This window comes from Mycolicibacterium sp. P4_G11 (genome assembly GCF_056555145.1).
Genome location: NZ_JBFUJW010000008.1, coordinates 199,816 through 224,082, shown reverse-complemented (window position 1 = coordinate 224,082; position 24,267 = coordinate 199,816). Strand labels below are relative to the sequence as shown.

Below are 24,267 nucleotides of genomic sequence, written 5' to 3'. Positions count from 1 at the left end.
GACGGGCCGGGTGGTCATCGTGACAGCCTAATCAGGCTTGTCGGGTGTTCGAACCGTTGTTGACCGGTGCCCGGGACGAACGGGCCGATTCAGCGCGGCTGAACGTCGATCCACTCCAGATATGCACTGCCCGAAACTGATCCGGTACCCCAGGTACCGGTATACGAGTAGGCGGCGGCGTATCCCGGTCCGTGGCCGTGGCGCCACGGCGAGTCGACGGTGCCGATCAGGGCCAGAATTTCCCGGTTGCCGTCGCGCACCGACCACTTGAACTTGCGAGGCCTTCGCATGGTGTTGCCACGGTCGTCGACCAGTGGCTCGCCGTACTCGGTGACCGCGAAGTGGACGTCGGAGTACACCTCGGTTTCACCACCGAGGACTCGCACGTGAGCCAACTTGCAGGCAGTCCGGCCCCGGGCCCGGACGTCGGTCAGCAGCACCTGAGTGCGCTCGTCGAGGTTGATGATCTGGTAGGTGAAGAAGTCCATCGGCAGTTTGAGCCGTGCCGGCACCGGACTGCCGGTAAGTGCCTGGTGCGTACGGATTCTCGCGTACTCGAAGGTGCCGAGACCGCTGACGTCGACGCCGTCGACGGTGCCCGTGTACGGCGCGAGCAAGCTCAGGTGGTCGTACACCGGCGATTTCACGAAGTACGAAACCTGATCTGTGACATCGAGTTTCAGATCGACGTCGAACTGCGGGTAGCGGCCGCGTACGACGACGTGGGGCAACGCCACATTGATGGCCAGGTCCTCGGCCCAGCGCAGCCGTCGGCCGTCGGCGGTGAACGAACAGTCGGCGTGCATGTCGTAGGCCCGATAGAAGCGCTGGTCCGCATGCGCCGTCGACGAGAAGACCGTGGACGTATCGCGCGCATCGGGCGCCGCGAGGTGGTCGAGGTCGAACAGTTCGGTACCCGATGCGCCCAGCAGCGTCATGGTGTTGAGGTAGCGGTACGGCTCCGGCAGGTCCGGGACGAACACCCCGAAATGCGTTACGCCCCAGGCGCGTGAGACATCATGGGGTTTGAGAATCTCAGGGGCATCGAACGGCAGGCGCGACGCCGGCAGCCGACTGTCGACCAGCGGCAGCAGGCCATCGATGACGACGCGCGACAGCGCACGGGAGACCAGGTGCTTGTTCATCGGATCCTTCGAGTTGCGGCCGGGCTACGTGAGCGCCGCGAGGGCGCGGTCGGCCGTGGCAGGGGAGATGAGGTCGATCGTCGGTAGGACCGCACGCAGGACCGCCGGGCTGACTTCCACCGGCTGATGCGTGACCGCGCGGACGATCCAGCGTCCCGCTTCTTCCGCGGAAAGTGCTGCGGCACTTTCATATTCGGCAGTGGGCGCGATCATCTCGGTGCGGACCAGCGGGAAGTAGACATTGGTGGCGCTGATGCCGGGGTGGGGCCGCTCGGCGTTGAGGCTGCGGCCGAAGATCGCCAGCGCGCTCTTCGAGGCGGCATAGGCGGAGAATCGCGGAAATGTGTTGGCGTGCAGGCCCCACGTGCAGATGTTGATGACCTGACCGCGGCCGCGTTCGATCATGCCGGGCAGCAGGCCCAGGCTGAGCTGGACGGCCGCGAGGTAGTTGAGGGACATCGTGCGCTGGTAGTCGTGCAACCGGTCGGTGGCGTCGACGATGCTACGGCGGATCGAGTGGCCGGCGTTGTTCACGAGGACGTCCACCCGCTGATCGGCGAGCTCGGTCAGCAATCGGGCGGTCGCGTCTTGGTCCGCGAGATCGCATGTGCGCCAAGAGCATCCGGTCTCGGCGGCCAGGCTCCGCAGTTCGTCTTCGCGACGGGCGACGGCGATGACCGTGGCGCCACGGGCGCTGAGCTGGGCGACCGCCTGCCGGCCGATTCCGGCCGAGGCACCCGTCACCACGATGGTCAGATCACTGACGTCACGACCCGGACCGGCCAGCGCGGCATCGAGCCGCTCGGGCAACAGCGTCCGGCGCTGAACGAGATCCATAACAACATTACGAATGGACATGGCTTCCTCCCACACGGTGTTCTCACCGGGACTCAGCCGATATTACCATGCGGTCACTTTTGCTGATGTGGCCCGCCGGGGCACGCCGTGGCGCTACGCCGCGCCGATGACGGACCCGGCCATCCACAGCGGCGGCTCACAGTGGTCGCCGAGCGCGGCGTGCGGATTCATCGCACTCCAGCGCTGACGGCGCGTCATCCGGTCGTAGTGCTCGTCGGCGACCGACTTCAGGAAGTCCACGCTGCCGCTCATGAAATCCAGTCCGTACCCGGTCAGCACATACGCGGGCAGGCCCGGCGTGAACTGCTCGGAGATGTCGTACCGCTCGCAGCGGTGGTGTGTCCCGCGGTGATCTGTACTGGCTGCCCACTGCAGCACCGCCGGCCGGCGCCAGGACGTCGCCGTCGCCTCGACCGCGGTGTACCAATCGACGCCGGTGGCGGGAGCGATCCGGGTCGGCACCGGGATCTCGTAGACGATCTTTGTCTCCACGCCGATCACTCCACTCGCCACTCGCCGACCGAAATTCGTGTACCGAGTGTGGGCACTGGCCCCGTGGTCGAGGAAGAGTTGCCGGCTCGATCAGCCCGGTTCCTCGCACAAATCAAAGATTCGGCCGGCGAGTGTGGGGTAACGGCGAATCGGTAGAAGTGCCGTGATGATTGGCAGTGCGCTGCCCGCGGCCGATGCGGCAATATCGGTTGGCATGTCCTCGCTCCTATGGGACCAGCACAGCTGCCTGCCGCTACAGGTCGGAACCGCCATAGAGCCGCTGACCCGGTACCAGCGTCCCGGAGGCGCTTTTGTCTCGGTCAACGCCGGATATTCGCCGCACTCATTCGCCGAGACCACAGCCCTGCTGGCCTATTACCGCGCCCAGGTGACAGCGCATGGGCAACTACATTTGGCGAGCAGTACCGATGACATCACAGCGATTACCTCGGCCGGCGGGATCGCGGTGGCCTTCGACCTCGAAGACTCCAAGCCGATCGATGACAATCTGGACAATCTCAGTGTGCTGGCCGCGCTCGGCGTCCGCACGCTGCTGCCGACGTACAACCACGCCAACCGCGCGGGATGCGGCTGCCTGGACACCGAAGACACCGGTCTGACGGCCTGGGGCAGACAGATCGTCGCCGAAATGAACCGGGTCGGCATCGTCGCTGACGGGTCGCACTGCAGCATCCGCACCGGGTTGGATCTGTGTGAGGTGTCGACGAGGCCTGTTGTATACAGCCATTCCTGTATGCGATCGATATGGGATCACCCTCGCAACATCACCGACGACCAAGCCCGAGCTTGCGCAGACACCGGTGGCGTCGTCGGCATCACCGGTGTCGGAATATTCCTGGGGCCCAACACACCAACGCTGGAGGCGATGACGCGCCATTTGGAATACGCCGTCGACCTGATCGGCATCGAGCACGTCGGGATCAGCACCGACTTCTCCGTCGACTACGCCGATTTCAATGCCGAATTACAGCGCAATGCACATCTATTCGACGACAGCTACACCCGGTGGGGCCCGATCCAGTGGATGCCACCCGAAACCATGCTTACCCTCGATGCTCACCTGTCCAGCCGAGGTTGGAGCGCGGCCGATATTCGGGCCGTGTTGGGCAGCAACTTCTTTCGCGTCGCAACAGCGGTCTGGGGCGGAAATGTTGAACCTTCATAGGACTCTTTCAGGACGGCCCCTGCATCAGCCGGCGAGCTCGATCTTTCCGCCCGGGATCGCGTCGATCAACATTCGGGTGTAGTCAGACGTCGGGTTCTCGTACACCTGGTCGGTAGGCCCGGAATCCACCACCTCGCCGCGGGACATCACGATCACGTTGTGAGCGATCTCCTTCACCACCGCCAGGTCGTGGGTGATGAACAGGTAACTCAGGCCGAGCTCGTTCTGCAGATCGCGCAGCAGCGTCAAGATCTGCGCTTGCACGAGCACGTCCAGCGCGGACACCGCTTCGTCGCACACCACCACCTCAGGGTTGAGTGCGAGCGCGCGGGCGATCGCGACGCGCTGCCGCTGACCGCCGGACAGCTCGTTGGGGAAGCGCTGCATGACCGACTGCGGCAGCGCGACCAGGTCCAGCAGTTCCTTCACTCGGGCGGTGCGAGAGGACTTGTCTCCTATGCCGTGGATGTTCAGCGGCTCGGCGATCGCCCGGTAGATGGAGTACATCGGATCCAGCGACCCGTAAGGGTTCTGGAACACCGGCTGTACCCGGCGGCGGAACTCCTTCGCTGCCGCGCCGCGCAGCGACGTGACGTCTTTCCCGTCGAAATGCACGGTGCCCGAGGTCGCCTCCAACAGCCCCAGCACCATGCGCGCCACCGTCGACTTTCCCGAGCCGGACTCGCCGACCACCGCGGTGGTCGTCCCCCGCCGCAGGGTGAAACTCACATCGTTCACGGCGCGAAAGGTCGAGCCGCCGCTGAAGGGGACGGCACCGCGGATCGGGAATTCCTTGACCAGGTTCGCCGCGACCACGACGTCCTGGGGGCCGGATGACGGGTGCTCGGGTTCGGCAATGGTGCCGGTGACCTTGAGCTGCAGCGCCTGGTCGCCGGAGAGTGCACCCTGGTCCAAATCGGCGTGGGCACGCCGGGCGGCCAAGGAGGGCGCCGCGCGCACCAACCGCTTGGTGTACTCGTGGTGCGGGTCCTGCAGGATCTGCAGGGCGGGTCCCGACTCGACCACCCGCCCCTTGTACATGACGACCAGGTGGCTGGCGCGTTCCGCGGCCAGGCCGAGGTCGTGCGTGATGAGTAGGACCGCCGTGCCGAGCTCGGTGGTCAAATCCTCGAGATGGTCCAGGATCTGCCGCTGCACGGTCACGTCCAGGGCCGAGGTCGGCTCGTCGGCGATCAGCAGCTTCGGCCGGCACGCGAGTCCGATCGCGATCAGCGCCCGCTGCCGCATGCCGCCTGAGTACTCGTGCGGGAACTGATTGACTCGCTTGTCGGGGTCGCGCATGCCTGCCTCGCTGAGCAGCGCGATGGCGCGTTTGCGCGCATCGCCCCGCTTCGCTGCGCCATTCGCCTGCAGGGTTTCGCGGATCTGGAATCCGACGCGCCACACCGGGTTGAGGTTGGTGTTGGGGTCCTGCGGGACCAGGCCGACGCCGCTGCCCCGGATCTTCTCGAAGTCGCGGCGGGACGCGGCGGCCAAGTCCTGGCCGTCGAAAAGAATCTGACCGCCGGTCACCTTCCCGGTCCCCGGCAACAGGCCGAGCACCGCGGCGGCCGTGGTGGATTTGCCCGACCCGGACTCCCCGACGATGGCCACCGTTTGCCCCGGGTAAACGGTGAGGCTCACATCTCGCACTGCGGGCACCGACTTGTTCTGCACCCGAAACTCGACCTGCAGGTCGCGGATGTCGAGCAACGGCGCAGATCCGTCCTTCGACGTCTGGGGCATCAGCGGGTCCTCGCCTTCGGGTCCAGCGCGTCGCGCAGCACGTCACCGAGCATCATGAAGGTGAGCACGGTGATCGCCAGCGCCGCCGCGGGATAGAACAGGATCGGCGTGCCCTCGCGGAGCAGTTGCTGCCCGGCCGCGATGTCGATGCCCCACGACACTGCCGTGGACGGTAATCCGATGCCGAGATACGACAGGGTCGCTTCGGTGACGATGAAGATGCCCAGCGAGATGGTGCCGACCACGATCACCGGACCCAGCGCGTTGGGTATGACGTGGGTGAACAGGGTGCGAATCCGGGACGCTCCCAGCGAGCGCGCCGCCGTGATGAACTCCTCGTTGCGGACCGCGATCGCGGCCGATCGGGCGATGCGCGCGATCTGCGGCCAGCTGAAGATCGCGAGCACGATCACCACGGTGAACACGGTTCGCGAGCTGATCATCTGCATCGTGACCACCGCCGCCAGGATCAGCGGGATACCGAAGAAGATGTCCGCCAGCCGCGCGATCACCGAGTCGATCCAGCCACCGAAGAACCCGGCTACGCTGCCGAGCAGGCCGCCGATCAGGACCACGACGATCGTGGTCAGTACGCCCACCGCCACCGAAGCACGGGCGCCGTAGATCGTTCTGGTGTAGATGTCGTAGCCCTGCCGGTCGGTCCCGAACCAGTGCTCGGAGCTGGGCGGGAGCAGCGACTGCTCGAGCGAACCGTAGTGCGGGTCCTGACTGGTGAACAGTCCTGGGAAGAGCACGACGACCACGATCATGGCCAGCAGCACCATCGACACGATGAACTCCGGCTTGGTGCGCAGCTCCAGCCACGCCGACTTCCAGAAGCCGGCGGGATGCACGCCGGCGGCGACCGCGTCGACCTCGGCGACGCTGACCGCGTCAGGGCCCGCGACGAAACGCTCCTGGCCGGGGTACCGGGTGGGTTGGGTCGGCGTCTCAGGCATAGCGGATCCTCGGGTCGAGGGCGGCGTAGAGCAGGTCGACCACCACGTTGGACGCCAGGTAGATGAGCACGAGCACAGTGACAAAGGACACGACGGTCGACGATTCGCCCCGGATCACCGCCTGATAGATGGTTCCGCCCACTCCCGGAATGTTGAAGATGCCCTCGGTGACGATCGCGCCGCCCATCAGCACACCGAGGTCGGCGCCGAGAAACGTCACCACCGGGATCAGCGAGTTGCGGAGCACGTGCACCACGATCACCCGCGGGCGGGACAGCCCCTTCGCCGTGGCGGTCCGCACGTAGTCCGCCGAGAGGTTCTCCGTGATCGACGAGCGGGTCAGCCGGACAACATATGCGAACGACACCGCACCGAGCACGAAACCGGGCAGCAGCAGGTGATAGAGGTCGAGGTGGCCGCCGACGGTGACGGGGAAGATCTGCCAGCGCACACCGAACAGGTACTGAGCCGCAAAGCCGATCACGAAGATCGGGACGGCGACGATGAGCAGCGTCACGATCAGGATCGTGGTGTCGACCCACTTGCCCTTGTTCAGACCCGCGAGCACGCCGAACGTCACACCGAACACCGCCTCGACGGCGATCGCGATGAGCGCGAGGTCGACCGTGACGGGGAAGGCACGCTTCATCACGTCGAACACCGGCTGGCCCGAGAAGGAGGTGCCGAAGTCCAACCGGAACACTCCGCTGATGTAGTGCCAGTACTGCAGGTAGAACGGCTGGTCCAAGTGATACTGCGCGCGCAGCGTCGCGATCAGCGCGGGCGACATGGGCTTGCCGCCGCCCAGCGCGGAGATCGGGTCGGCCGGCAGCAGGAAGACGAGCGCATAGATCAGGAAAGTGGCGCCGAAGAACACGATCACCACCTGCCCGAGCCGGCTCAATCCGTATCTCAGCATCGGTTACCCCTTGGTGTTCTCGGCAACGTCGCCCTTGATGATCTGGGTGAAATCGGCCAGGCCGTTCCAGGTCAGCTGGGCCGTCACACCCGGCCCGACGCCGCCGGCGGCTGTGTAGTCCCAGAGCGGGATCACCGGGAGGTCGCGCATGAGGATCGCCTGGGCGCGATTGACCAGTGCATACGACTGGTCCGGATCGAGCGCCCGTTCGGCCTCGATCAGCTTCGCGTCGAAAGCGGGTGAGCTGTAGACGGGATCGTTGGAGCCCGCGCCGGTGACGAACTGGGGTTGCAGGAACTCGATCATCGACGGGTAGTCGCCCTGCCACCCGCTTCGAAATGCGGTCCGAATGGTCCGCTTGGTGATTGCGTCCCGGACCTGCTTGAACGTCGGCTGCGGAGCGCCGTGCGCGTCGATGCCGAGCGTGTTCTTCAACTGGTTCGACAGCGCGTCGATCCACTCCTGGTGATCGCCGTCGGAGTTGTACGCGACCTCGAACGATCCCGACCACGGCGCGATCGCGTTGGCCTGCGCCCACAGCTGCTTGGCTTTGACCGGATCGAACTTCAACACATCGTTGCCCGGGATGTTCGGGTCCCAGCCCGGTAGCGACCGGGCGGTGAAGTCCTGCGCCGCACCGCGGGCGCCGCGGAAGATCGCCTTGATGATCTCGGGCCGGTTGATCGCCATCGAAATCGCCGCGCGTCGTAGGCGACCCTCCTCGCCGCTGAAATGCGGCAGGTAATAGGGGATTCCGAGCTGCATGTTCTGAGCGGTCGGTTTGGTCAACGCCCGGCTCCCGAGCACCTTCTGATATGTGCCCAACGCACTCACCGGCACTGTGTCGAGCACGTCGAGGTTGCCGGACTCGAGGTCGGTGTACGCGGTGTCGAAGCTGCTGTAGAAGATGAAGCTCAGGCCACCGTTCTTGGGCTTGTCCGGACCCTTGTAGTTCGGGTTGCGCACCACGTCGAGCTTGACGTTGTGCAGCCACGCGTCCGGGCCCTTCAGCATGTACGGGCCGTTTCCGACGGGATGCTCGCCGAACTTGGCCGCGCCCTCGGTGAAGAACACATCGGGCAATGGCTTGAAGGGCGTAAACCCGAGCCCCAGTTTGAAGTCGATGTTGGGGCTGGTGAGGCGCACCGTGAAGGTGTAGTCGTCAACCACCTTCAAGCCCGACATCTCGGTCAGCGAGGACCCCTCGGCGGCAACGCTGTCGTATCCCTCGATCGGCGAGAAGAAGCTCTGCTGCAGCTGCCCATTGACGGTGGCCGCACCGAAATTCCAAGCGCGGACGTAGTTTTCGGCCCGCACCGGGGTGCCGTCGGTAAAGGTCCAGTTCCGCACGAGGTGAACCGTGTAGTGCTGGTTGTCGGTGGTGTCCACTGACTCCGCGTTCGCCAGCACCGGCGTGCCGTCGGCGGTGTAGCTGTAGAGCCCCGTGAACAACGAATCGACGACGCGACCGCCCATGTTCTCGTTGGTGTTGGTGGGCACCAGGCCGTTCTGTGGTTCACCACCGTTGACGGTGATGATCGCGTCCGGGCCGGTGCCATAGTTGCCGCGCGCACCTTCCAGGCTGCACCCCGACGCGGCCAGCACTGTGCCCAGCACCGCCGCGCACAATGCCCTTGCTGCCCATTTCACCTCGGACCTCCGATCGCGGGCCTTCACATTCCCACAGCTCGATCCCCTCGGCCAGGCAGGGAACATTGAGTACGAGCCGTCGTGCTCGCGTAGGACGAGGGGATCGATACGTCCTCTTCGCTGCGAAGCGCGGCCACCCGAAAGCCACTGGCGCAGGTACGCCCGACGAGTTCCACCTACACGGACGATTCCGCTGATTGCACTAGAGACGGTCAGCGGCTCGTGACCTAGATGGCCGCGGCACCGTCAGGCCGTCTCGGCCTCGGCTTTGATCCGGTTGAGCGTGGTGGTCATGTCCCGGATGTTGCGCCGGGTGCGCAATTGGCCACCGAAGATGCCGAACACCGTGTCGAGCAGGCCAGGCGTCATCCAGAACGACTCGGTGACGTCCGTGCCATCACCGGCAGACGCGAGAGCGTAATGCCAATTGTTTACCGCCTTATCGCCGGCAAGCACCGCGAAGCCGAATTCGCGACCGGGCTCGCAAGCCGTGACACGGCACGTCGTCCAATAGATCGGCCCGATCTCGTTGCGCTTGACGTGGCCACGAAACCGCGCGCCGAGTGCCGGTCCGGTCGCTCCGTCCAGCCATTCCGATTCGAACACCTCCGGCGAGTATTTCGGGGTGTTGCGAATGTCGGCAATCAGGTTCCAGACCTGATCGGCCGGCGCGTTCATGTGCACGGTAACCGCACCTTTCATGGCGCGATCCTATCGATCAGTACCGCCCGGCAGGCCGCTTCACGTCAGGCCCACGAGTGTGAGGGCTGTGCACGAATTCGGGCCGGTTCACCTGCGCAGCCCTCACAGTCATGCTCTACAAAGCAAAAGCCGCGAATCCGAACCGGATTCGCGGCTTTTGTTGAGTGGGCGAAGGGGGACTTGAACCCCCACGTCCCGAAGGACACTGGCACCTGAAGCCAGCGCGTCTGCCATTCCGCCACTCGCCCCAAACAACTGGGAGAGACTATCACCACCCCTACCCCCGGCTCCAAATCCGCCGCTGACCAGTGGCTTCCGGACCAGCCAACCTGGGCGTCGAGGGTGCCAACGGCGCGCGAAACCGCGCGAACGGATCGCCTGGGGGCACGCCCCACACCGCCTGACCAGCGCCTTTCGAATTCTCACGATTCTGTTGGTCACGTATTACAAGGTCAGGCCGATACCATGCGTAACAGTGGTGTCCGGAGTTATTGCGCACATCACATCTGGAGTACCGAGACGAGGCGAGGCAGGGGGACATGGGTCTGGTCGACCGGTTCGAGCGCAAGCTCGAGACCACGGTCGGAGACGCTTTTGCCCGCGTCTTCGGGGGGTCGATCGCACCCCCGGAAGTCGAGGCCGCATTACAGCGGGAAGCCGAATCGCGTGCCCACGATGTCGGCGGCGGCCGTATTTTGGCACCGAACGAATACGTCATTACGCTCAGTTACACCGATTTCGAGAAGGTAAACGCCGATCCTGACCTCACACCCAGTGCTTTTGCCAAACACCTTGAGGGATTCGTCCATGAGCGGGGATGGCAAACGTATGGTGAGGTGGTCGTCAGGTTTGAGCCGTCACCTGGCCTTCATACCGGCCAATTCCGCGCCCACGGCGCGGTCAACCCCGACTCAACCGCCGGGCCAGCGCGGCCGGCGGCACCCAGCGACCGCGTGCACACCGCAGAACCAGGAGTACCAACGATGACTGACAACCCGACCCACCGCCCCGGCCAGGGACAGGGCCAGCCAGGCGACGAGTACGACTACGGACGGCAGCCCGAAGAGCAGCGCGGTCAGCAGTACCCGCAGGACCCGAACCAGGGCTACGGCCAGCCCCCGCAGGGCTACGGACAGCAGGGCGGCTACGGCGCCCCGCAGGGTGGCCCCGGTTACGGACAGCAGGGCGGCTACGGACAGCCGGGCGACCAGGCCGGTTACGGCGCGGGCCCGTCCGGATACGGCCAGGGCGGCTTCGGCGGCCCGCAGGGTGGTCCTCCCGGACCGCCGCCCGTCGGCGGCCCGCAGGGCGGTTACGGCCAGCCCGAGCAGGGCTACGGACAGCAGAACTACGGCCAGCAGCCCGAGCAGGGTTACGGCGGCCCGCAGGGCGGCTACGGCCAGCAGCCCCAGCAGGGCGGTTACGGCCAGCCCGAGCAGAACTACGGCCAGCCGGGCTACGGCCAGCAGCCCCAGCAGGGTGGCTACGGCCAGCCCGACCAGGGCTACGGCCAACCCCCGCAGAGCTACGGCCAGCCGAGCTACGGCCAGCCCGCCGGCCAGGGCGGCTACGGCGAGCAGAACTATGGCCAGCCGCAGCAGGGCTATGCACAGCCCCCCGCCGATCAGGGCTACGCACAGCCCGATCAGGGTTACGGCCAGCCCCCGGCCCAGGCCGGTTACGGCGATCAGGGTTACGGCGGCGGCGCGGGCGCCGGCTACGCCGAGCCCGAGTACGGCCAGCCGGGCGGATACGCCGGTGGCTACGGTGCCGCCGGTGCGAACGTCACCCTGCAGCTCGACGACGGCAGCGGCCGCACCTACCAGCTGCGCGAAGGCGCGAACGTCATCGGCCGCGGCCAGGACGCGCAGTTCCGCCTGCCCGACACCGGCGTCTCGCGCCGGCACCTCGAGATCCGCTGGGACGGCCACACCGCGCTGCTCTCGGACCTGAACTCGACCAACGGCACCACCGTCAACAACGCCCCGGTTCAGGAGTGGCAGCTGGCCGACGGCGACGTCATCCGGGTGGGTCATTCCGAGATCGTGGTCCGCGTTCACTGAGCTCGGTTTCCGTCACCGGCCGGGTCATGTGCGCACCGGCCGGTGACCGCCAAAGTATCGTGACGATGCCGACGGCTACCGGGCACCGGGCCCAGCCTCGACGCGGCAACGGAGAGGACGTCGGATGCAGGGGTTAGTTCTGCAGCTGACGCGGGTCGGTTTCCTTCTGTTGCTCTGGCTTTTCATCTGGTCGGTGCTGCGCGTGCTGCGCACCGACATCTACGCACCCACCGGAGCCGTCATGGTGCGGCGCGGTCTGGCGTTCCGGGGCACCCTGCTGCCCAATCGGGACCGACGCCGGTACGCGCGCCAGTTGGTGGTGACCGAAGGTGCCCTGCAGGGCACCCGGATCACCCTGACCAGCCAGCCCGTTCTGATCGGCCGGGCCGACGACTCCACCCTGGTGCTCACCGACGACTACGCCTCGACACGGCACGCCCGGCTGTCGCCGAGAGGCTCCGAGTGGTACGTCGAAGACCTAGGATCGACCAACGGTACATACCTGGACAGGGCGAAAGTGACGACGGCGGTAAGGGTTCCAATGGGAACGCCGGTTCGAATCGGCAAGACGGTAATTGAGCTGCGCCCGTGACACTTGTACTCCGATATGCCGCGCGCAGCGACCGCGGCCTGGTCCGCGCCAACAACGAGGACTCCGTCTACGCGGGGGCCCGCCTGCTCGCGCTGGCCGACGGCATGGGCGGCCACGCCGCGGGTGAGGTTGCCTCGCAGCTCGTCATCGCCGCGCTGGCCCACTTGGACGACGACGAACCCGGCGGCGACCTGCTGGCCAAGCTGAACGATGCCGTCCACGACGGCAATACGGCTATCGCCGCCCACGTCGAAGCCGATCCCGAGCTGGAGGGCATGGGCACGACCCTGAGCGCCATCCTGTTCGCGGGCACGCGCCTCGGCATGGTGCACATCGGCGACTCCCGCGGCTACCTGATGCGCGACGGCGAGCTGACCCAGATCACCAAGGACGACACCTTCGTCCAGACTCTGGTCGACGACGGCCGGATCACCGCCGAAGAGGCCCACAGCCACCCGCAACGCTCGCTGATCATGAAGGCGCTGACCGGCCATGAGGTCGAGCCGACGCTGACCATGCGCGAGGCCCGCGCCGGGGACCGCTACCTGCTGTGCTCGGACGGACTGTCCGACCCGGTCAGCCACGAGACCATCCAGGGCGCCATGCAGATCCCGGACGTCGTGGACTGTGCCGACCGGCTCATCGAGCTGGCGCTGCGCGGCGGCGGCCCGGACAACGTCACCGTCGTCGTGGCCGACGTCGTCGACTACGAGTACGGCCAGACCGCACCCATTCTGGCGGGCGCGGTGTCCGGTCAGGACGACGACACCTTGCCGCCCAACACCGCGGCCGGACGTGCCTCCGCCTTCAATCCGAAGCGCACGGCGGCAGCGGCGAAAAAGCCTGTGCCGCAACCTGATCCGCCGCCGCGAAAGAGCCACACCCGGCGCAACCTGATCATCGGCGCGATCCTGCTGATCCTGCTGCTCGTCAGCGGACTGGCCGTCGGGCGCTACATGATCCGCAGCAACTACTACGTCGCCGGCTACAACGGCTCGGTCTACATCATGCGCGGCGTGCCGGGCTCGCTGCTCGGGCTGCCGCTGCAGGATCCCTACCTGCTGGCCTGCCTGGACACCCACTCCGAGATGACGATCATCGGCGTCGACGACACCCGCGCGGGCTGCCAGCCCATGAAGGTCTCCGACCTGCGCGAGTCTGGCCGGGCCCAGGTCACCGCCGGCCTGCCGACCGGCACCGTCGACGACGCGATCCGTCAGCTCAAGGAACTCAGCCGCAGCTCGCTGCTGCCGCTGTGCGCGCCGCACGTCGCCACCCCGCCGGCGGCGCCCGCACCCACCCCCGGCGCACCGGCCCCGTCGCTGTCGGTGGTGCCGCAGCCGCCGCGCGGTCCGGCCCCCGGACCCGAGGCGCCAGGTTCGACGACGCCGGCCCCCGCACCAACACCGGCGCCGAGCCCGGCACCGGCCCCCAACCCGTCCAGCCCTGCGCCTGCCCCGACCTCGCCTGCGGCTCCGTCCCCGACGGCCACGGCACTCCCTCCGCCACCTCAGGAGCCGGGCACAAACTGCCGGAACGCGTCATGACGCCCCGAGAGCGAGCGGGAGTCGAGGCATGACGACGCAGCCGCAGTCTCCGGTTGCGGTCGCTCCTCCACTGCCCAATCGGCGCAATTCCGAATTGGTGCTGCTGGGGTTCGCGGCCGTGATCACGACTGTGGCGCTGCTGATCGTCGAGGCCAACCAGGAGTCCGGCCTGCAACTGGACCTCATCCAGTTCACCGTCGGCTTCGTCGTGCTGTTCGGCGGCGCCCACCTGGCGGTGCGCCGCTACGCGCCGTACGCCGACCCGCTGCTGCTGCCGGTGGTCGCGCTGCTGAACGGCCTGGGCCTGGTGCTGATCTACCGGCTGGATCTGTCGGCGCACACGCGGCCCGCGGGCATCCTGCCGGGCGGCAACGCCAACCAGCAGATGCTCTGGACACTGCTGGGCATTCTGGTGTTCACCGCGGTGCTGATGTTCGTGCACGACCACCGGATGCTGGCCCGCTACGGCTACATCTGCGGCCTGACCGGCCTGGTGCTGCTCGCGATCCCCGCGGTGCTGCCGGACTCGGTGGCCGAGCAGTACGGCGCCAAGATCTGGATCCGCCTGCCGGGCTTCTCCATTCAGCCCGCCGAATTCTCCAAGATCCTGCTGCTGATCTTCTTCGCCAGCGTGCTGGTCACCAAGCGCAGCCTGTTCACCAGTGCCGGCAAGCACATGTTCGGGCTGGACCTGCCGCGACCGCGCGACCTGGCACCGCTGCTGGTGGCCTGGATCGGGTCCATCGGCGTGATGGTGTTCGAGAAGGACCTCGGAGCGTCCCTGCTGCTCTACGCGACGTTCCTGGTGCTGCTGTACGTCGCCACCGAGAAGCTGAGCTGGGTGATCATCGGGCTGAGCTTGTTCTGCGTGGGCAGCCTGGTGGCGTACCACCTTTTCGATCACGTGCGGGTGCGCGTGCAGAACTGGCTCGACCCGTTCGCCGACCCCGACGGCGCCGGGTACCAGATGGTGCAGTCCCTGTTCAGCTTCGCCACCGGCGGCATCTTCGGCACCGGCCTGGGCAACGGTCAGCCCGGCACCGTGCCCGACGCCTCCACCGACTTCATCATCGCGGTGGTGGGTGAGGAGCTCGGGCTCGTCGGCCTGGCCGCGGTGCTGATGCTCTACACGATCGTCGTGATCCGGGGTCTGCGCACCGCCATCGCGGTCCGGGACAGCTTCGGCAAGCTGCTGGCGGCCGGCCTGTCCGCCGCGCTGGCGCTGCAGCTGTTCATCGTCGTCGGCGGCGTCACCAAACTGATCCCGCAGACCGGCCTGACCACGCCCTGGATGTCGTACGGCGGCTCGTCCCTGCTGTCCAACTACGTGCTGCTGGCCCTGCTGCTGCGGGTCTCGCACGTCGCGCGCCGGCCGCTGTCCACCCGGGGCGCCAACGCGGCACCGATCGCGGCGGCCAACACCGAGGTGATCGAGAAGCAATGAACACCTCGCTTCGTCGCGTCTCCGGACTGGTGATGGCACTGGTCGTGATGCTGCTGCTGAACGCCACCACCACCCAGGTGTTCGCCGCCGACAGCCTGCGCGCCGACCCGCGCAACCAGCGGGTCCTGCTCGACGAGTACTCGCGCCAGCGCGGCCAGATCACCGCAGGCGGCCAACTGCTGGCGTACTCGATGCCGACCAACGGCCGGTTCCGCTACCTCCGCATCTACCCGAACCCGCTGGTCTACGCGCCCGTCACCGGCTTCTACTCGCTGCAGTACTCGAGCACCGGCCTCGAGCGGGCCGAGGACAGCATCCTCAACGGCTCCGACGAGCGGCTGTTCGGCAACCGCATCGCGGACTTCTTCACGGGCCGCGATCCGCGCGGCGGCAACGTCGACACCACGATCGTGCCGCGGGTGCAGCAGGCCGCCTGGGACGCCATGCAGCAGGGCTGCGGCGGCAACCCGTGCAAGGGTTCGGTGGTGGCGCTCGATCCGTCGACCGGCAAGATTCTGGCCATGGTGTCGTCTCCGTCGTACGACCCCAATCTGCTGGCCTCGCACGAGAGCGAGCGGCAATCCGCCGCCTGGCAGGAGCTGCGGGACAACCCCGATTCACCGCTGCAGAACCGGGCGATCTCCGAGACGTTCCCGCCGGGGTCGACGTTCAAGGTGCTGACCACCGCCGCGGCGCTGCAGGCCGGTGCCACCCCGGACACCCAGCTGACCTCCGCGGCCCGAATCACGTTGCCGGACAGCACCGCCACGCTGGAGAACTACGGTGGCGCGGCGTGCGGCGGGGGCCCGACGGTCTCCCTGCGCGAGGCGTTCGCCAAGTCCTGCAACACCGCGTTCGTCGAACTGGGCCTGCACAACGGGGCCGACGCGATGCGGACCATGGCCAAGCAGTTCGGCCTGGACACCCCGCCGCCGTCGATTCCGCTGCAGGTCGCGGAGTCGACCGTCGGCCCGATCTCCGACGCCCCGGCCCTGGGTATCTCCAGCATCGGCCAGAAGGACGTCGCCCTGACCCCGCTGCAGAACGCGATGGTTGCCGCGACCATCGCCAACGGCGGCGTCAGCATGGCCCCGTACCTGGTCGATGACCTGAAGGGACCTGACCTTTCCAACATCGCGGCTACCTCACCGCACCAACAGCGGCGGGCCATCTCATCCCAGGTCGCGGCTACACTTACGGATCTGATGGTCGGCGCCGAGCAGGTGACGCAGCAGAAGGGAGCCATAGCCGGCGTGCAGATCGCATCAAAGACGGGCACGGCCGAACACGGCACCGATCCACGTCACACACCACCACATGCGTGGTACATCGCTTTTGCCCCGGCGAAATCCCCGAAGGTCGCCGTCGCCGTCCTAGTGGAGAATGGTGGAGACCGTTTGTCCGCGACCGGCGGTGCGCTGGCCGCACCCATCGGGCGGGCCACCATCGCCGCGGCGCTACGGGAGGGATCATGAGCGCGCGGGTCGGAGTCACACTTTCCGGCCGCTATCGACTTCAGCGACTCATCGCCACTGGCGGCATGGGTCAAGTCTGGGAGGGCGTCGACAGCAGGCTCGGCCGACAGGTCGCCATCAAGGTGCTAAAGGCCGAGTACTCGACCGACCCCGAGTTCGTCGAGCGGTTCCGCGCTGAGGCGCGCACGGTAGCGATGCTGAATCACCCCGGCATCGCCAGCGTCTACGACTACGGCGAGACCGAGCTCGACGATTCCGGCCGCACCGCCTACCTGGTCATGGAGCTCGTCAACGGCGAGCCGTTGAACTCGGTGATCAAGCGCACCGGCCGGCTGTCGCTGCGGCACTCGCTGGACATGCTGGAGCAGACCGGCCGGGCCCTGCAGGTCGCGCACAGCGCCGGCCTGGTGCACCGGGACGTCAAGCCCGGCAACATCATGATCACCCCGACCGGCCAGGTGAAGCTCACCGACTTCGGCATCGCCAAGGCCGTCGACGCGGCTCCCGTCACCCAGACGGGCATGGTGATGGGTACCGCCCAGTACATCGCGCCCGAGCAGGCCCTGGGCCACGACGCCACCGCGGCCAGCGACGTCTACTCGCTCGGTGTCGTCGGCTACGAGTCTGTGTCCGGCCGGCGGCCGTTCACCGGCGACGGTGCCCTGACCGTCGCGATGAAGCACATCAAGGAAGCGCCGCCACCACTGCCGTCCGACCTGCCCCCGAACGTCCGCGAGCTGATCGAGATCAGCCTCGCCAAGGACGCCATCCACCGCTACCGCAGCGGCGGCCCGTTCGCCGACGCCGTCGCCGCGGTCCGGGCCGGACGCCGCCCCCCGCGGCCCAACCAGGCGCCGACCATCGGCCGGGCCGCTCCGGCGGCGATTCCGTCGAGCACGCAGGCCCGCACGAGCAACGAACTGGCCGTGCGTCCGGCACCGGCAACCCCGCGGCCCCGGCCCGCCGCCGGTAGTCACCGGCCGGCCCCGCCCGCGCGGCGGACTTTCTCGCCCGGTCAGCGCGCCCTGTTGTGGGCGGCTGGTGTCCTGGGTGCGCTGGCAATCGTCATCGCGATCCTGATCGTGCTCAACGCGCAGGACCGGCAGGACCAGAAGAACCAGCAGCAGTCCACCGTCACCAACACCATCACCGAGACCACGAAGACGCCCGGCGCACCGGCGGGTCAGTCGGCTTCGCTCCCTGAATTGTCAGGACCGGCCATTTCATGACCACGCCCCAGCACCTCTCCGACCGCTACGAACTGGGGGACATCCTCGGCTTCGGCGGCATGTCCGAGGTTCACCTCGGCCGCGATCTACGTCTGCACCGAGACGTGGCGGTCAAGGTGCTGCGCGCCGACCTGGCCCGGGACCCGAGCTTCTACCTGCGTTTCCGCCGCGAGGCGCAGAACGCCGCCGCACTGAACCACCCGGCGATCGTCGCGGTCTACGACACCGGTGAGGCCGAGACGCCCAACGGCCCGCTGCCGTACATCGTCATGGAGTACGTCGACGGCGTGACGCTGCGCGACATCGTGCACACCGAGGGGCCGCTGCCGCAGCAGCGCGCCATCGAGATCATCGCCGACGCCTGCCAGGCCCTGAACTTCAGCCACCAGCACGGCATCGTGCACCGGGACATCAAGCCGGCGAACATCATGATCAGCAAGGCCAACGCGGTCAAGGTCATGGACTTCGGCATCGCCCGCGCCATCGCCGACAGCAGCAACCGGATGACGCAGACCGCGGCGGTCATCGGCACCGCGCAGTACCTGTCACCCGAGCAGGCCAGCGGACAGAACGTCGACGCCCGCTCGGACGTGTACTCGCTGGGCTGCGTGCTCTACGAACTGATCACCGGTGAGCCGCCGTTCGTCGGCGATTCCCCGGTCGCGGTGGCCTACCAGCACGTCCGCGAGGACCCGGTGCCGCCGTCGCAGCGGCACGCCGGCATCTCGCCCGAGCTGGACGCCGTCGTGCTCAAGGCCCTGGCGAAGAACCCGGACAACCGGTACCAGAGCGCCGCGGACATGCGGAACGACCTGATCCGCGTGCACGCCGGCGAAGCTCCCGACGCACCCAAGGTGCTCACCGACGCCGAGCGCACCGCGATGATGGGCACCGGCGGCTTCGGTGGGCCGCGCAGCATGATGCCCGAGCAGATCACCGTCACCCCGCAGCCGTACCGCTCGACGGACCGGGCCGCGACGCCGATCGGTCGCTGGCTCATCGCCGCCGCCATCCTGGCCGTGCTGACGGTCGTCGTCACCGTGGCCATCAACCTGATCAACGGCAAGCCGCATGATCAGCAGATTCCGGACGTGCGCGGGCTGGCTCAGGCGGACGCCGTCGCCAACCTGCAGAACCGCGGCTTCAAGACCCGCACGCAGCAGCGGCCCGACTCCACGGTGGCGCCGGACCATGTCATCGGCACCGAGCCGTCGGCCAACACGTCGGTGGCCGCCGGCGACGAGATCACCATCAACATCTCCACCGGTCCCGAGCAGCGCGAGGTCCCGGACGTCTCGAAGCTCTCGCCTTCCGACGCGATGGCCAAGCTGCAGTCCGCCGGTTTCCGGAACATCCAGCAGACGGTGTCGCAGTCGCTGCCGGACCAGAAGGACCGCGTCATCGCAACCAACCCGCCGGCCCACCAGACGTCGGCCATCACGAACGTGATCACGATCATCGTCGGCTCCGGGCCTGGTTTGGTGCCGGTCCCGGACACCAACGGGCAGAACGTCGAGGTCGCGACCAAGAACCTCAACACCGTGGGCTTCATGACGATCCTGACGGCCCCGGTCGACAGCCCGAAGCCGGCCGGCGAGATCATCGCGAGCGATCCGCCGGCGGGTACGCCGACGGCCAAGGACGCGCCGATCACGCTGAAGGTCTCGCAGGGCAACCAGTTCGTCATGCCGAACCTGGCCGGTCAGTTCTGGACCGATGCCGAGCCGAACCTGCGCGCCCTGGGCTGGACCGGCGTGCTGATCAAGGGCGCCGACGTGCAGAACAGCGGTCAGCGCAGCAATGCGGTGGTGAGCCAGATGCCGGCAGCCGGCAGCGGCGTCAACTTCGGCGCGTCGATCACTCTGAGCTTCGCTTCGTAGTCTTGCCGGGGGACGTTCTGGCAGGCCGTTGCTCGCACTTTTACGCCATGAAGTGAGAGTCAGTCACCCAGCGGCCCAACATCGCGTTGACTCTCACCTCAGGGACACGGCCACTCGGTCTTTTGCGCCATCAGGTCAGGGTCAACGGGATTCCGGCCCCAGCAGACGTTGACTCTCACCTCAGGGCCGTGGTTACTCGCACTTCCGCGCCATGAAGTGAGAGTCAACGACCCGGGCAGCCCACAACGGCGTCCACCCTGAACCCACGGCACACGCCACTCGCACTGCGTGGATGGAAGCTCGGCGGAATTAGGCCGTGCGGGTCGCGGCCGAGACGGCGTCGGCGACTTCCTGCTCGAGCCGACTGACCAGTCCCTCGTCAGGCGCCTGGCCGCAGAAGGCGAGCCAGTTGGCCAGCATCCGGTGACCGCCCTGCGTCAGGATGCTCTCCGGGTGGAACTGGACCCCGTGGATCGGCAGCTCGCGGTGCCGGACCGCCATGATGACGCCGCTGTCGGTGTGGCCGATGGCCTCCAGCTCATCCGGCAGCGTCTCCGGCAGGATGGTCAGCGAGTGGTAGCGAGTGGCCGTGAACGGGTCCGGAAGTCCTTGCAGCACACCACTATCCGCGTGGTGCACCAGGCTGGTCTTGCCGTGCAGCAGTTCCGGCGCGCGGTCCACCGTGCCACCGAAGGCCACCCCGATGGCCTGGTGTCCCAGGCACACGCCGAGTAGGGGAGTGCGGGTCTCGGCACAGGCGCGGACCAACGGAATGGACGCGCCGGCCCTTTCGGGAGTACCAGGGCCGGGGCTCACCAGGATCCCGTCGAACTCCTCGGCCACGGCGGCGACGCCCTCGGGGGTGGAGACCCGCTCGTCGTCGCTACGCCAGACCTGCGCGTGCACCCCGAGCTGACCCAGGTACTGGACCAGGTTGAACACGAAGCTGTCGTAGTTGTCGAGGACGAGAACCTGCATGCCGCCAGGCTACTGGGTCACCCACAGACCCGATCAATCAATATGTGACCGGTCCAGCCGGTTTGGCGTACTGGAGCTTCAACGGCATCCGGTGGCCGACGACGTCGACCGACGCCCGCGGCTCCTCGGTGTAGCCGAGCCCGAACCGCACCACGTACTGCTTGTACAAGGTCACCAGCGGCGCGGCGGCCAGCGCGGCCCGCATGCCCTCGACGTTGCCGATCACGGTGACGACGTACGGCGGGCTGTAGGTCCGGCCGTTGAGCAGCAGGGTGTTCCCGACACAGCGCGGGGCCGACGTGGCCAGGATCCGCTGGTCCTGCATCTGCACGGCCTCGGCACCGCCCAACCACAGTGCGTTGAGCACCGCCTGGACGTCCTGCTGATGCACGACGAGGTCGTCGGGGGTGGCGTCGCGCGGGTACTGACCCTGCGCATTGCGCTGCGCGTCGTTGAGGGTGATCACCAGGCCCGGTCCACGCATGGGATCGAGGCCCAGCTCCAGGCCGAGCTCGTTGGCGCGGCCCGTGATGGCGCCGAGCGCGGCGTCGGCGCCGGGCGTACCGCCGTGGTGGTTTTCGAGCTGATGCTGCAGGTTGTCGCGCTCCGCGGTCCGGGTGGCGACGGTGCGTTGCGCCTCTTTCACCATGTCGACGAGGCGGGGCGCGTCGCTGCGCCGGATCTCGCTGCCGCCGGACACGCTGTGCGTGGTGGCCAGCAGGAGGCCGGCAAGCACACAGACCACCGGCACACCGAATCGCCAGGCGGAGTGGCGGGCCGGTTGGGCAGGTTCCGAGGTCCCGGCCGTCCACCAGGGCCTGCGAGGCGACACGTCTTCTGCGTTAGGCTCTGAGTGCATACCGCTCCATCGTCGCACCGAATTGCCGGTTTTTCTCCACCGGCGCGAGTGTGCGGCACCGACTGTCCGCGAAGGTACCAATGCCCAAGTCCAAGGTTCGCAAGAAGAACGACTTCACCATCAACCCGGTGAGTCGGACGCCGGTGAAGGTCAAGGCCGGACCGTCGAGCGTGTGGTTCGTGGTGTTCTTCTGCTCGCTGATGCTGATCGGCCTGATCTGGCTGGCGGTCTTCCAGCTCGCCGCGCTGAACCCGGCCGGTACGCCCCACCTGCTGCAGTGGATGGCCGATCTCGCCCAGTGGAACTACGCGATCGCCTTCGCATTCATGATCACCGGTCTGCTGCTGACCATGCGGTGGCGCTGAGCTGCGTGAACGGCCCCGGTTCGTTACATACCGGTCTCGTTGCGTAACCCAACTGGCAACCTGGCGGTCACGCAATCACATCGATGTGATTCATCCCCATTGGGGATAGTGCCTGTGGATAACTTGCCCCTGAGGGTGTGGACATCTCATGGAACAAACTCAATGGAGCCCCCCGACCGCCGGCATCGCGGCCTGTGGAGCATTCGGCGTCGCACTGACGGCAGTGGCCCTGACATCGGTCACTGACCTGCCCGGACGTGTTCTCGGCGGCATCGCGGCCATCGGTCTGCTGGTGTTCGCCGTCATGTCCTGGCGGGCGCGGCCGAAGCTCGCCATCACCCCGGCGGGGCTGGTGGTGCGCGGGTGGTTCAGCACTCAGACTTATACACAGTCCGACCTCAAGAGTGTGCGTATCACCGAGTTCCGCCGGCTGACCCGCAAGGTGCGGCTCTTGGAGCTCGACACCGTCGACGACCGGCTCCTGGTCTTCACGCGATGGGATGTCGGCACCGACCCCATCAACGTCCTCGACGCCCTGACCGACGCCGGCCTGATTCCTTAGTTCCAACGCAAACGGCGCGACAGCCCCGGTAGGGACTGCCGCGCCGCGCGTCAGGCTGGGATTCAGGAAATGGTGACCGAGTCGACGACGACTGCTTCGGTCGGGCGGTCGCCGCGGTCGACGGACGTGGTGGCGATGGCGTCCACGACCTTCTGCGACTCCGCATCGACGACCTCACCGAAGATGGTGTGGCGACGGTTCAGGTGCGGGGTTGGGCCGACGGTGATGAAGAACTGCGAGCCGTTGGTGCCCGGGCCGGCGTTGGCCATGGCCAGCAGGTACGGCTTGTCGAACTGCAGCTCCGGGTGGAACTCGTCGGCGAACTGGTAGCCCGGGCCGCCACGGCCGGTGCCGGTGGGGTCGCCGCCCTGGATCATGAAGCCATCGATGACGCGGTGGAAGACGACGCCGTCGTAGAACGGGCCGGAGGTGCCGCCCGAGGCGTTCTCGGCGGAGTAATCCTTGGTGCCCTGGGCCAGACCAACGAAGTTGGCGACGGTCTTGGGCGCGTGGTTACCGAACAAAGCAATCTTGATGTCGCCGCGGTTGGTGTGCAGCGTCGCGGTCGCGGTCTGAATAGGGCTCGTCACGGAAAGTCAGTCTGCCACTCACATTTAAGACCCCGAAGTCGCCCCCACCGAATAACGTGGAAGGCCTAGCGTAGAGCCAAGCCCCCGCTTGGGAGGTCTGCAGAAATCGTGTCCGGCAGAGAGGTTGGTTGATGAGCACTGTCACCGAGAACGTCCCCGAGGTCAGCCGCCCCAGCTCCGGTGCCCGCCTGGGTCGTGGGCTGAAGTACACCATCGCCGGGCCGCTGCTGATCCTGCGCGGCGTGCTCGGGCTCGGCGTCGGCTCCACCCTCGGTACCGCGCGCTGGGTGGGCCGGCGGTGCCACCGCAGCGAGGATTCCGCGGGAGATCTCGCGGTGGTGGTGCAGTCGGGCGCCAACCGTCGCCGGCCCCTGCTGATCGCCGGCGCCACCGTCGCGGTCCTGGCCCTCGGTGGCATCACCTTCTCGATCGTGCGGCGCTCGATGCAGCCAGAGCCCTCTCCGCTGCCCCCGAGCGTGGACGTGACGCCCCAGCCCTAGGTTTCCGCGTCGAGGGTGAGCTTGTGTGTCAGATCCGGATCTGACACACAAGCTCATGTTCGTCAGCCCGCCTTGGTGCAGGCCGTGATGAGGGCATCTGGGTCGGTCACGCTGATCCCCAGCTCCCGCAGCGTCACTGGCACGCCACAAACCTTGGCCTTGACGGGTGGGTCGATGGTCAGCGCCACCACGCCGTCGGACGAGCCGTTCACCAACCAGCGTCCGCGGAAGCCGTGTACACCCCAGGACGTGATGCGGCCGTCCCACCGGCTGGCTGTCGCAATGGAGCTCAGCGGGATCTCCGCGGCGAAACCCCACCCCATGGTCACGTGCAGCGCTCCCTCGCGCACTTCCACCGCGCTGTGCTTCGGCCCGAGACCGAACGGCACCGACAACGGAAGCATCCACTTCGCGTAGCTGATTTCTGTCGTCATGGCGGCAGCGTAGGACGGCGACGTTGGAGCCCCTTTGGAACACGGCAGACGCCGCTCTCCCTTGACATGTTCGACTGGCGCCGTCAGCTTTC

General features: G+C 67.1%; 23 protein-coding genes and 1 tRNA gene. 11 read left to right on the top strand and 13 right to left on the bottom strand.

Annotated elements, in window-relative coordinates; genetic code table 11:
- Positions 1-89: 89 nt before the first annotated feature.
- The 3 genes from AC1U2B_RS19555 to AC1U2B_RS19545 form a co-directional block, all read right to left on the bottom strand.
- Positions 90-1,145 (bottom strand): DUF6670 family protein, encoded by a 1,056-nt coding sequence (locus AC1U2B_RS19555; protein ID WP_480218066.1) that lies wholly within the window; start codon positions 1,143-1,145, stop codon positions 90-92.
- Positions 1,146-1,169: 24 nt separating this feature from the next.
- The gene (locus AC1U2B_RS19550; RefSeq protein ID WP_480218065.1) at positions 1,170-2,003 is read right to left on the bottom strand and encodes an SDR family NAD(P)-dependent oxidoreductase; all 834 of its coding nucleotides are present in this window, start codon (positions 2,001-2,003) and stop codon (positions 1,170-1,172) included.
- Between the two features lie 93 nt (positions 2,004-2,096).
- Positions 2,097-2,495: a hypothetical protein gene (locus tag AC1U2B_RS19545; RefSeq protein WP_480218064.1), complete on the bottom strand. Its 399-nt coding sequence runs from the start codon at positions 2,493-2,495 to the stop codon at positions 2,097-2,099.
- A 214-nt stretch (positions 2,496-2,709) separates the two neighbouring features.
- On the opposite strand from AC1U2B_RS19545, the gene AC1U2B_RS19540 reads away from it, so the two are divergent.
- Positions 2,710-3,681 (top strand): dipeptidase, encoded by a 972-nt coding sequence (locus AC1U2B_RS19540; protein WP_480218063.1) that lies wholly within the window; start codon positions 2,710-2,712, stop codon positions 3,679-3,681.
- Positions 3,682-3,705: 24 nt separating this feature from the next.
- Here AC1U2B_RS19540 and AC1U2B_RS19535 read toward each other — a convergent pair whose 3' ends face one another.
- From AC1U2B_RS19535 to AC1U2B_RS19510, 6 genes are all read right to left on the bottom strand, one after another.
- On the bottom strand, positions 3,706-5,427 hold the full coding sequence (locus AC1U2B_RS19535; protein ID WP_480218062.1) for a dipeptide ABC transporter ATP-binding protein: 1,722 nt from the start codon (positions 5,425-5,427) through the stop codon (positions 3,706-3,708).
- Complete coding sequence (locus tag AC1U2B_RS19530) at positions 5,427-6,386, bottom strand: ABC transporter permease (protein ID WP_480218061.1); 960 nt, start codon at positions 6,384-6,386, stop codon at positions 5,427-5,429. The genes AC1U2B_RS19535 and AC1U2B_RS19530 overlap by 1 nt, the downstream gene beginning before the upstream one ends.
- On the bottom strand, positions 6,379-7,305 hold the full coding sequence (locus tag AC1U2B_RS19525) for an ABC transporter permease (RefSeq protein WP_480218060.1): 927 nt from the start codon (positions 7,303-7,305) through the stop codon (positions 6,379-6,381). Before AC1U2B_RS19525 ends, AC1U2B_RS19530 begins: the two co-directional genes overlap by 8 nt.
- Before the next feature lie 3 nt (positions 7,306-7,308).
- Positions 7,309-9,021 (bottom strand): peptide ABC transporter substrate-binding protein, encoded by a 1,713-nt coding sequence (locus AC1U2B_RS19520; RefSeq protein ID WP_480218059.1) that lies wholly within the window; start codon positions 9,019-9,021, stop codon positions 7,309-7,311.
- 180 nt (positions 9,022-9,201) lie between these two features.
- Positions 9,202-9,657, bottom strand: coding sequence for an SRPBCC family protein (locus AC1U2B_RS19515; RefSeq protein ID WP_480218058.1), 456 nt, complete (start codon positions 9,655-9,657; stop codon positions 9,202-9,204).
- 165 nt (positions 9,658-9,822) lie between these two features.
- A tRNA-Leu gene (locus tag AC1U2B_RS19510) sits at positions 9,823-9,905 on the bottom strand.
- Positions 9,906-10,196: 291 nt separating this feature from the next.
- Here AC1U2B_RS19510 and AC1U2B_RS19505 point away from each other — a divergent pair.
- From AC1U2B_RS19505 to pknB, 7 genes are all read left to right on the top strand, one after another.
- A complete protein-coding gene (locus tag AC1U2B_RS19505) occupies positions 10,197-11,720 on the top strand; it encodes an FHA domain-containing protein (RefSeq protein ID WP_480218057.1) in 1,524 nt (507 codons plus the stop codon).
- 124 nt (positions 11,721-11,844) lie between these two features.
- Positions 11,845-12,312 carry an FHA domain-containing protein FhaB/FipA gene (locus tag AC1U2B_RS19500; RefSeq protein WP_043391430.1) on the top strand — a complete coding sequence of 156 codons (468 nt, stop codon included), beginning with the start codon at positions 11,845-11,847 and terminating at the stop codon, positions 12,310-12,312.
- A complete protein-coding gene (locus AC1U2B_RS19495) occupies positions 12,309-13,859 on the top strand; it encodes a PP2C family protein-serine/threonine phosphatase (RefSeq protein WP_480218056.1) in 1,551 nt (516 codons plus the stop codon). The genes AC1U2B_RS19500 and AC1U2B_RS19495 overlap by 4 nt, the downstream gene beginning before the upstream one ends.
- A 28-nt stretch (positions 13,860-13,887) precedes the next feature.
- On the top strand, positions 13,888-15,303 hold the full coding sequence (locus tag AC1U2B_RS19490) for a peptidoglycan glycosyltransferase RodA (RefSeq protein WP_480218055.1): 1,416 nt from the start codon (positions 13,888-13,890) through the stop codon (positions 15,301-15,303).
- Complete coding sequence (pbpA, locus tag AC1U2B_RS19485) at positions 15,300-16,778, top strand: D,D-transpeptidase PbpA (protein WP_133760052.1); 1,479 nt, start codon at positions 15,300-15,302, stop codon at positions 16,776-16,778. The genes AC1U2B_RS19490 and pbpA overlap by 4 nt, the downstream gene beginning before the upstream one ends.
- On the top strand, positions 16,775-18,007 hold the full coding sequence (locus AC1U2B_RS19480; protein ID WP_043986310.1) for a protein kinase domain-containing protein: 1,233 nt from the start codon (positions 16,775-16,777) through the stop codon (positions 18,005-18,007). The genes pbpA and AC1U2B_RS19480 overlap by 4 nt, the downstream gene beginning before the upstream one ends.
- A complete protein-coding gene (gene pknB / locus AC1U2B_RS19475; RefSeq protein ID WP_480218054.1) occupies positions 18,004-19,887 on the top strand; it encodes a Stk1 family PASTA domain-containing Ser/Thr kinase in 1,884 nt (627 codons plus the stop codon). Before AC1U2B_RS19480 ends, pknB begins: the two co-directional genes overlap by 4 nt.
- A gap of 309 nt (positions 19,888-20,196) precedes the next feature.
- Here the strand turns inward: pknB and AC1U2B_RS19470 are convergent, their stop codons facing one another.
- Together AC1U2B_RS19470 and AC1U2B_RS19465 are read right to left on the bottom strand one after the other, a co-directional pair.
- Complete coding sequence (locus AC1U2B_RS19470; protein WP_480218053.1) at positions 20,197-20,865, bottom strand: aminodeoxychorismate/anthranilate synthase component II; 669 nt, start codon at positions 20,863-20,865, stop codon at positions 20,197-20,199.
- A gap of 37 nt (positions 20,866-20,902) precedes the next feature.
- Positions 20,903-21,724: a DUF881 domain-containing protein gene (locus AC1U2B_RS19465; protein ID WP_480218052.1), complete on the bottom strand. Its 822-nt coding sequence runs from the start codon at positions 21,722-21,724 to the stop codon at positions 20,903-20,905.
- An 80-nt stretch (positions 21,725-21,804) separates the two neighbouring features.
- On the opposite strand from AC1U2B_RS19465, the gene crgA reads away from it, so the two are divergent.
- Both crgA and AC1U2B_RS19455 read left to right on the top strand, forming a co-directional pair.
- Positions 21,805-22,089 carry a cell division protein CrgA gene (gene crgA, locus AC1U2B_RS19460; protein ID WP_020099906.1) on the top strand — a complete coding sequence of 95 codons (285 nt, stop codon included), beginning with the start codon at positions 21,805-21,807 and terminating at the stop codon, positions 22,087-22,089.
- Between the two features lie 148 nt (positions 22,090-22,237).
- Positions 22,238-22,651 (top strand): PH domain-containing protein, encoded by a 414-nt coding sequence (locus AC1U2B_RS19455; protein ID WP_480218051.1) that lies wholly within the window; start codon positions 22,238-22,240, stop codon positions 22,649-22,651.
- Positions 22,652-22,713: 62 nt separating this feature from the next.
- Here the strand turns inward: AC1U2B_RS19455 and AC1U2B_RS19450 are convergent, their stop codons facing one another.
- On the bottom strand, positions 22,714-23,241 hold the full coding sequence (locus tag AC1U2B_RS19450) for a peptidylprolyl isomerase (RefSeq protein ID WP_480218050.1): 528 nt from the start codon (positions 23,239-23,241) through the stop codon (positions 22,714-22,716).
- 131 nt (positions 23,242-23,372) lie between these two features.
- Here AC1U2B_RS19450 and cwsA point away from each other — a divergent pair, with 131 nt between their 5' ends.
- Positions 23,373-23,741, top strand: a complete 369-nt coding sequence (cwsA, locus tag AC1U2B_RS19445) for a cell wall synthesis protein CwsA (protein ID WP_260934728.1) — start codon at positions 23,373-23,375, stop codon at positions 23,739-23,741.
- Positions 23,742-23,803: 62 nt separating this feature from the next.
- Here cwsA and AC1U2B_RS19440 read toward each other — a convergent pair whose 3' ends face one another.
- Positions 23,804-24,175 (bottom strand): hypothetical protein, encoded by a 372-nt coding sequence (locus tag AC1U2B_RS19440; protein WP_480218049.1) that lies wholly within the window; start codon positions 24,173-24,175, stop codon positions 23,804-23,806.
- Positions 24,176-24,267: the final 92 nt, after the last annotated feature.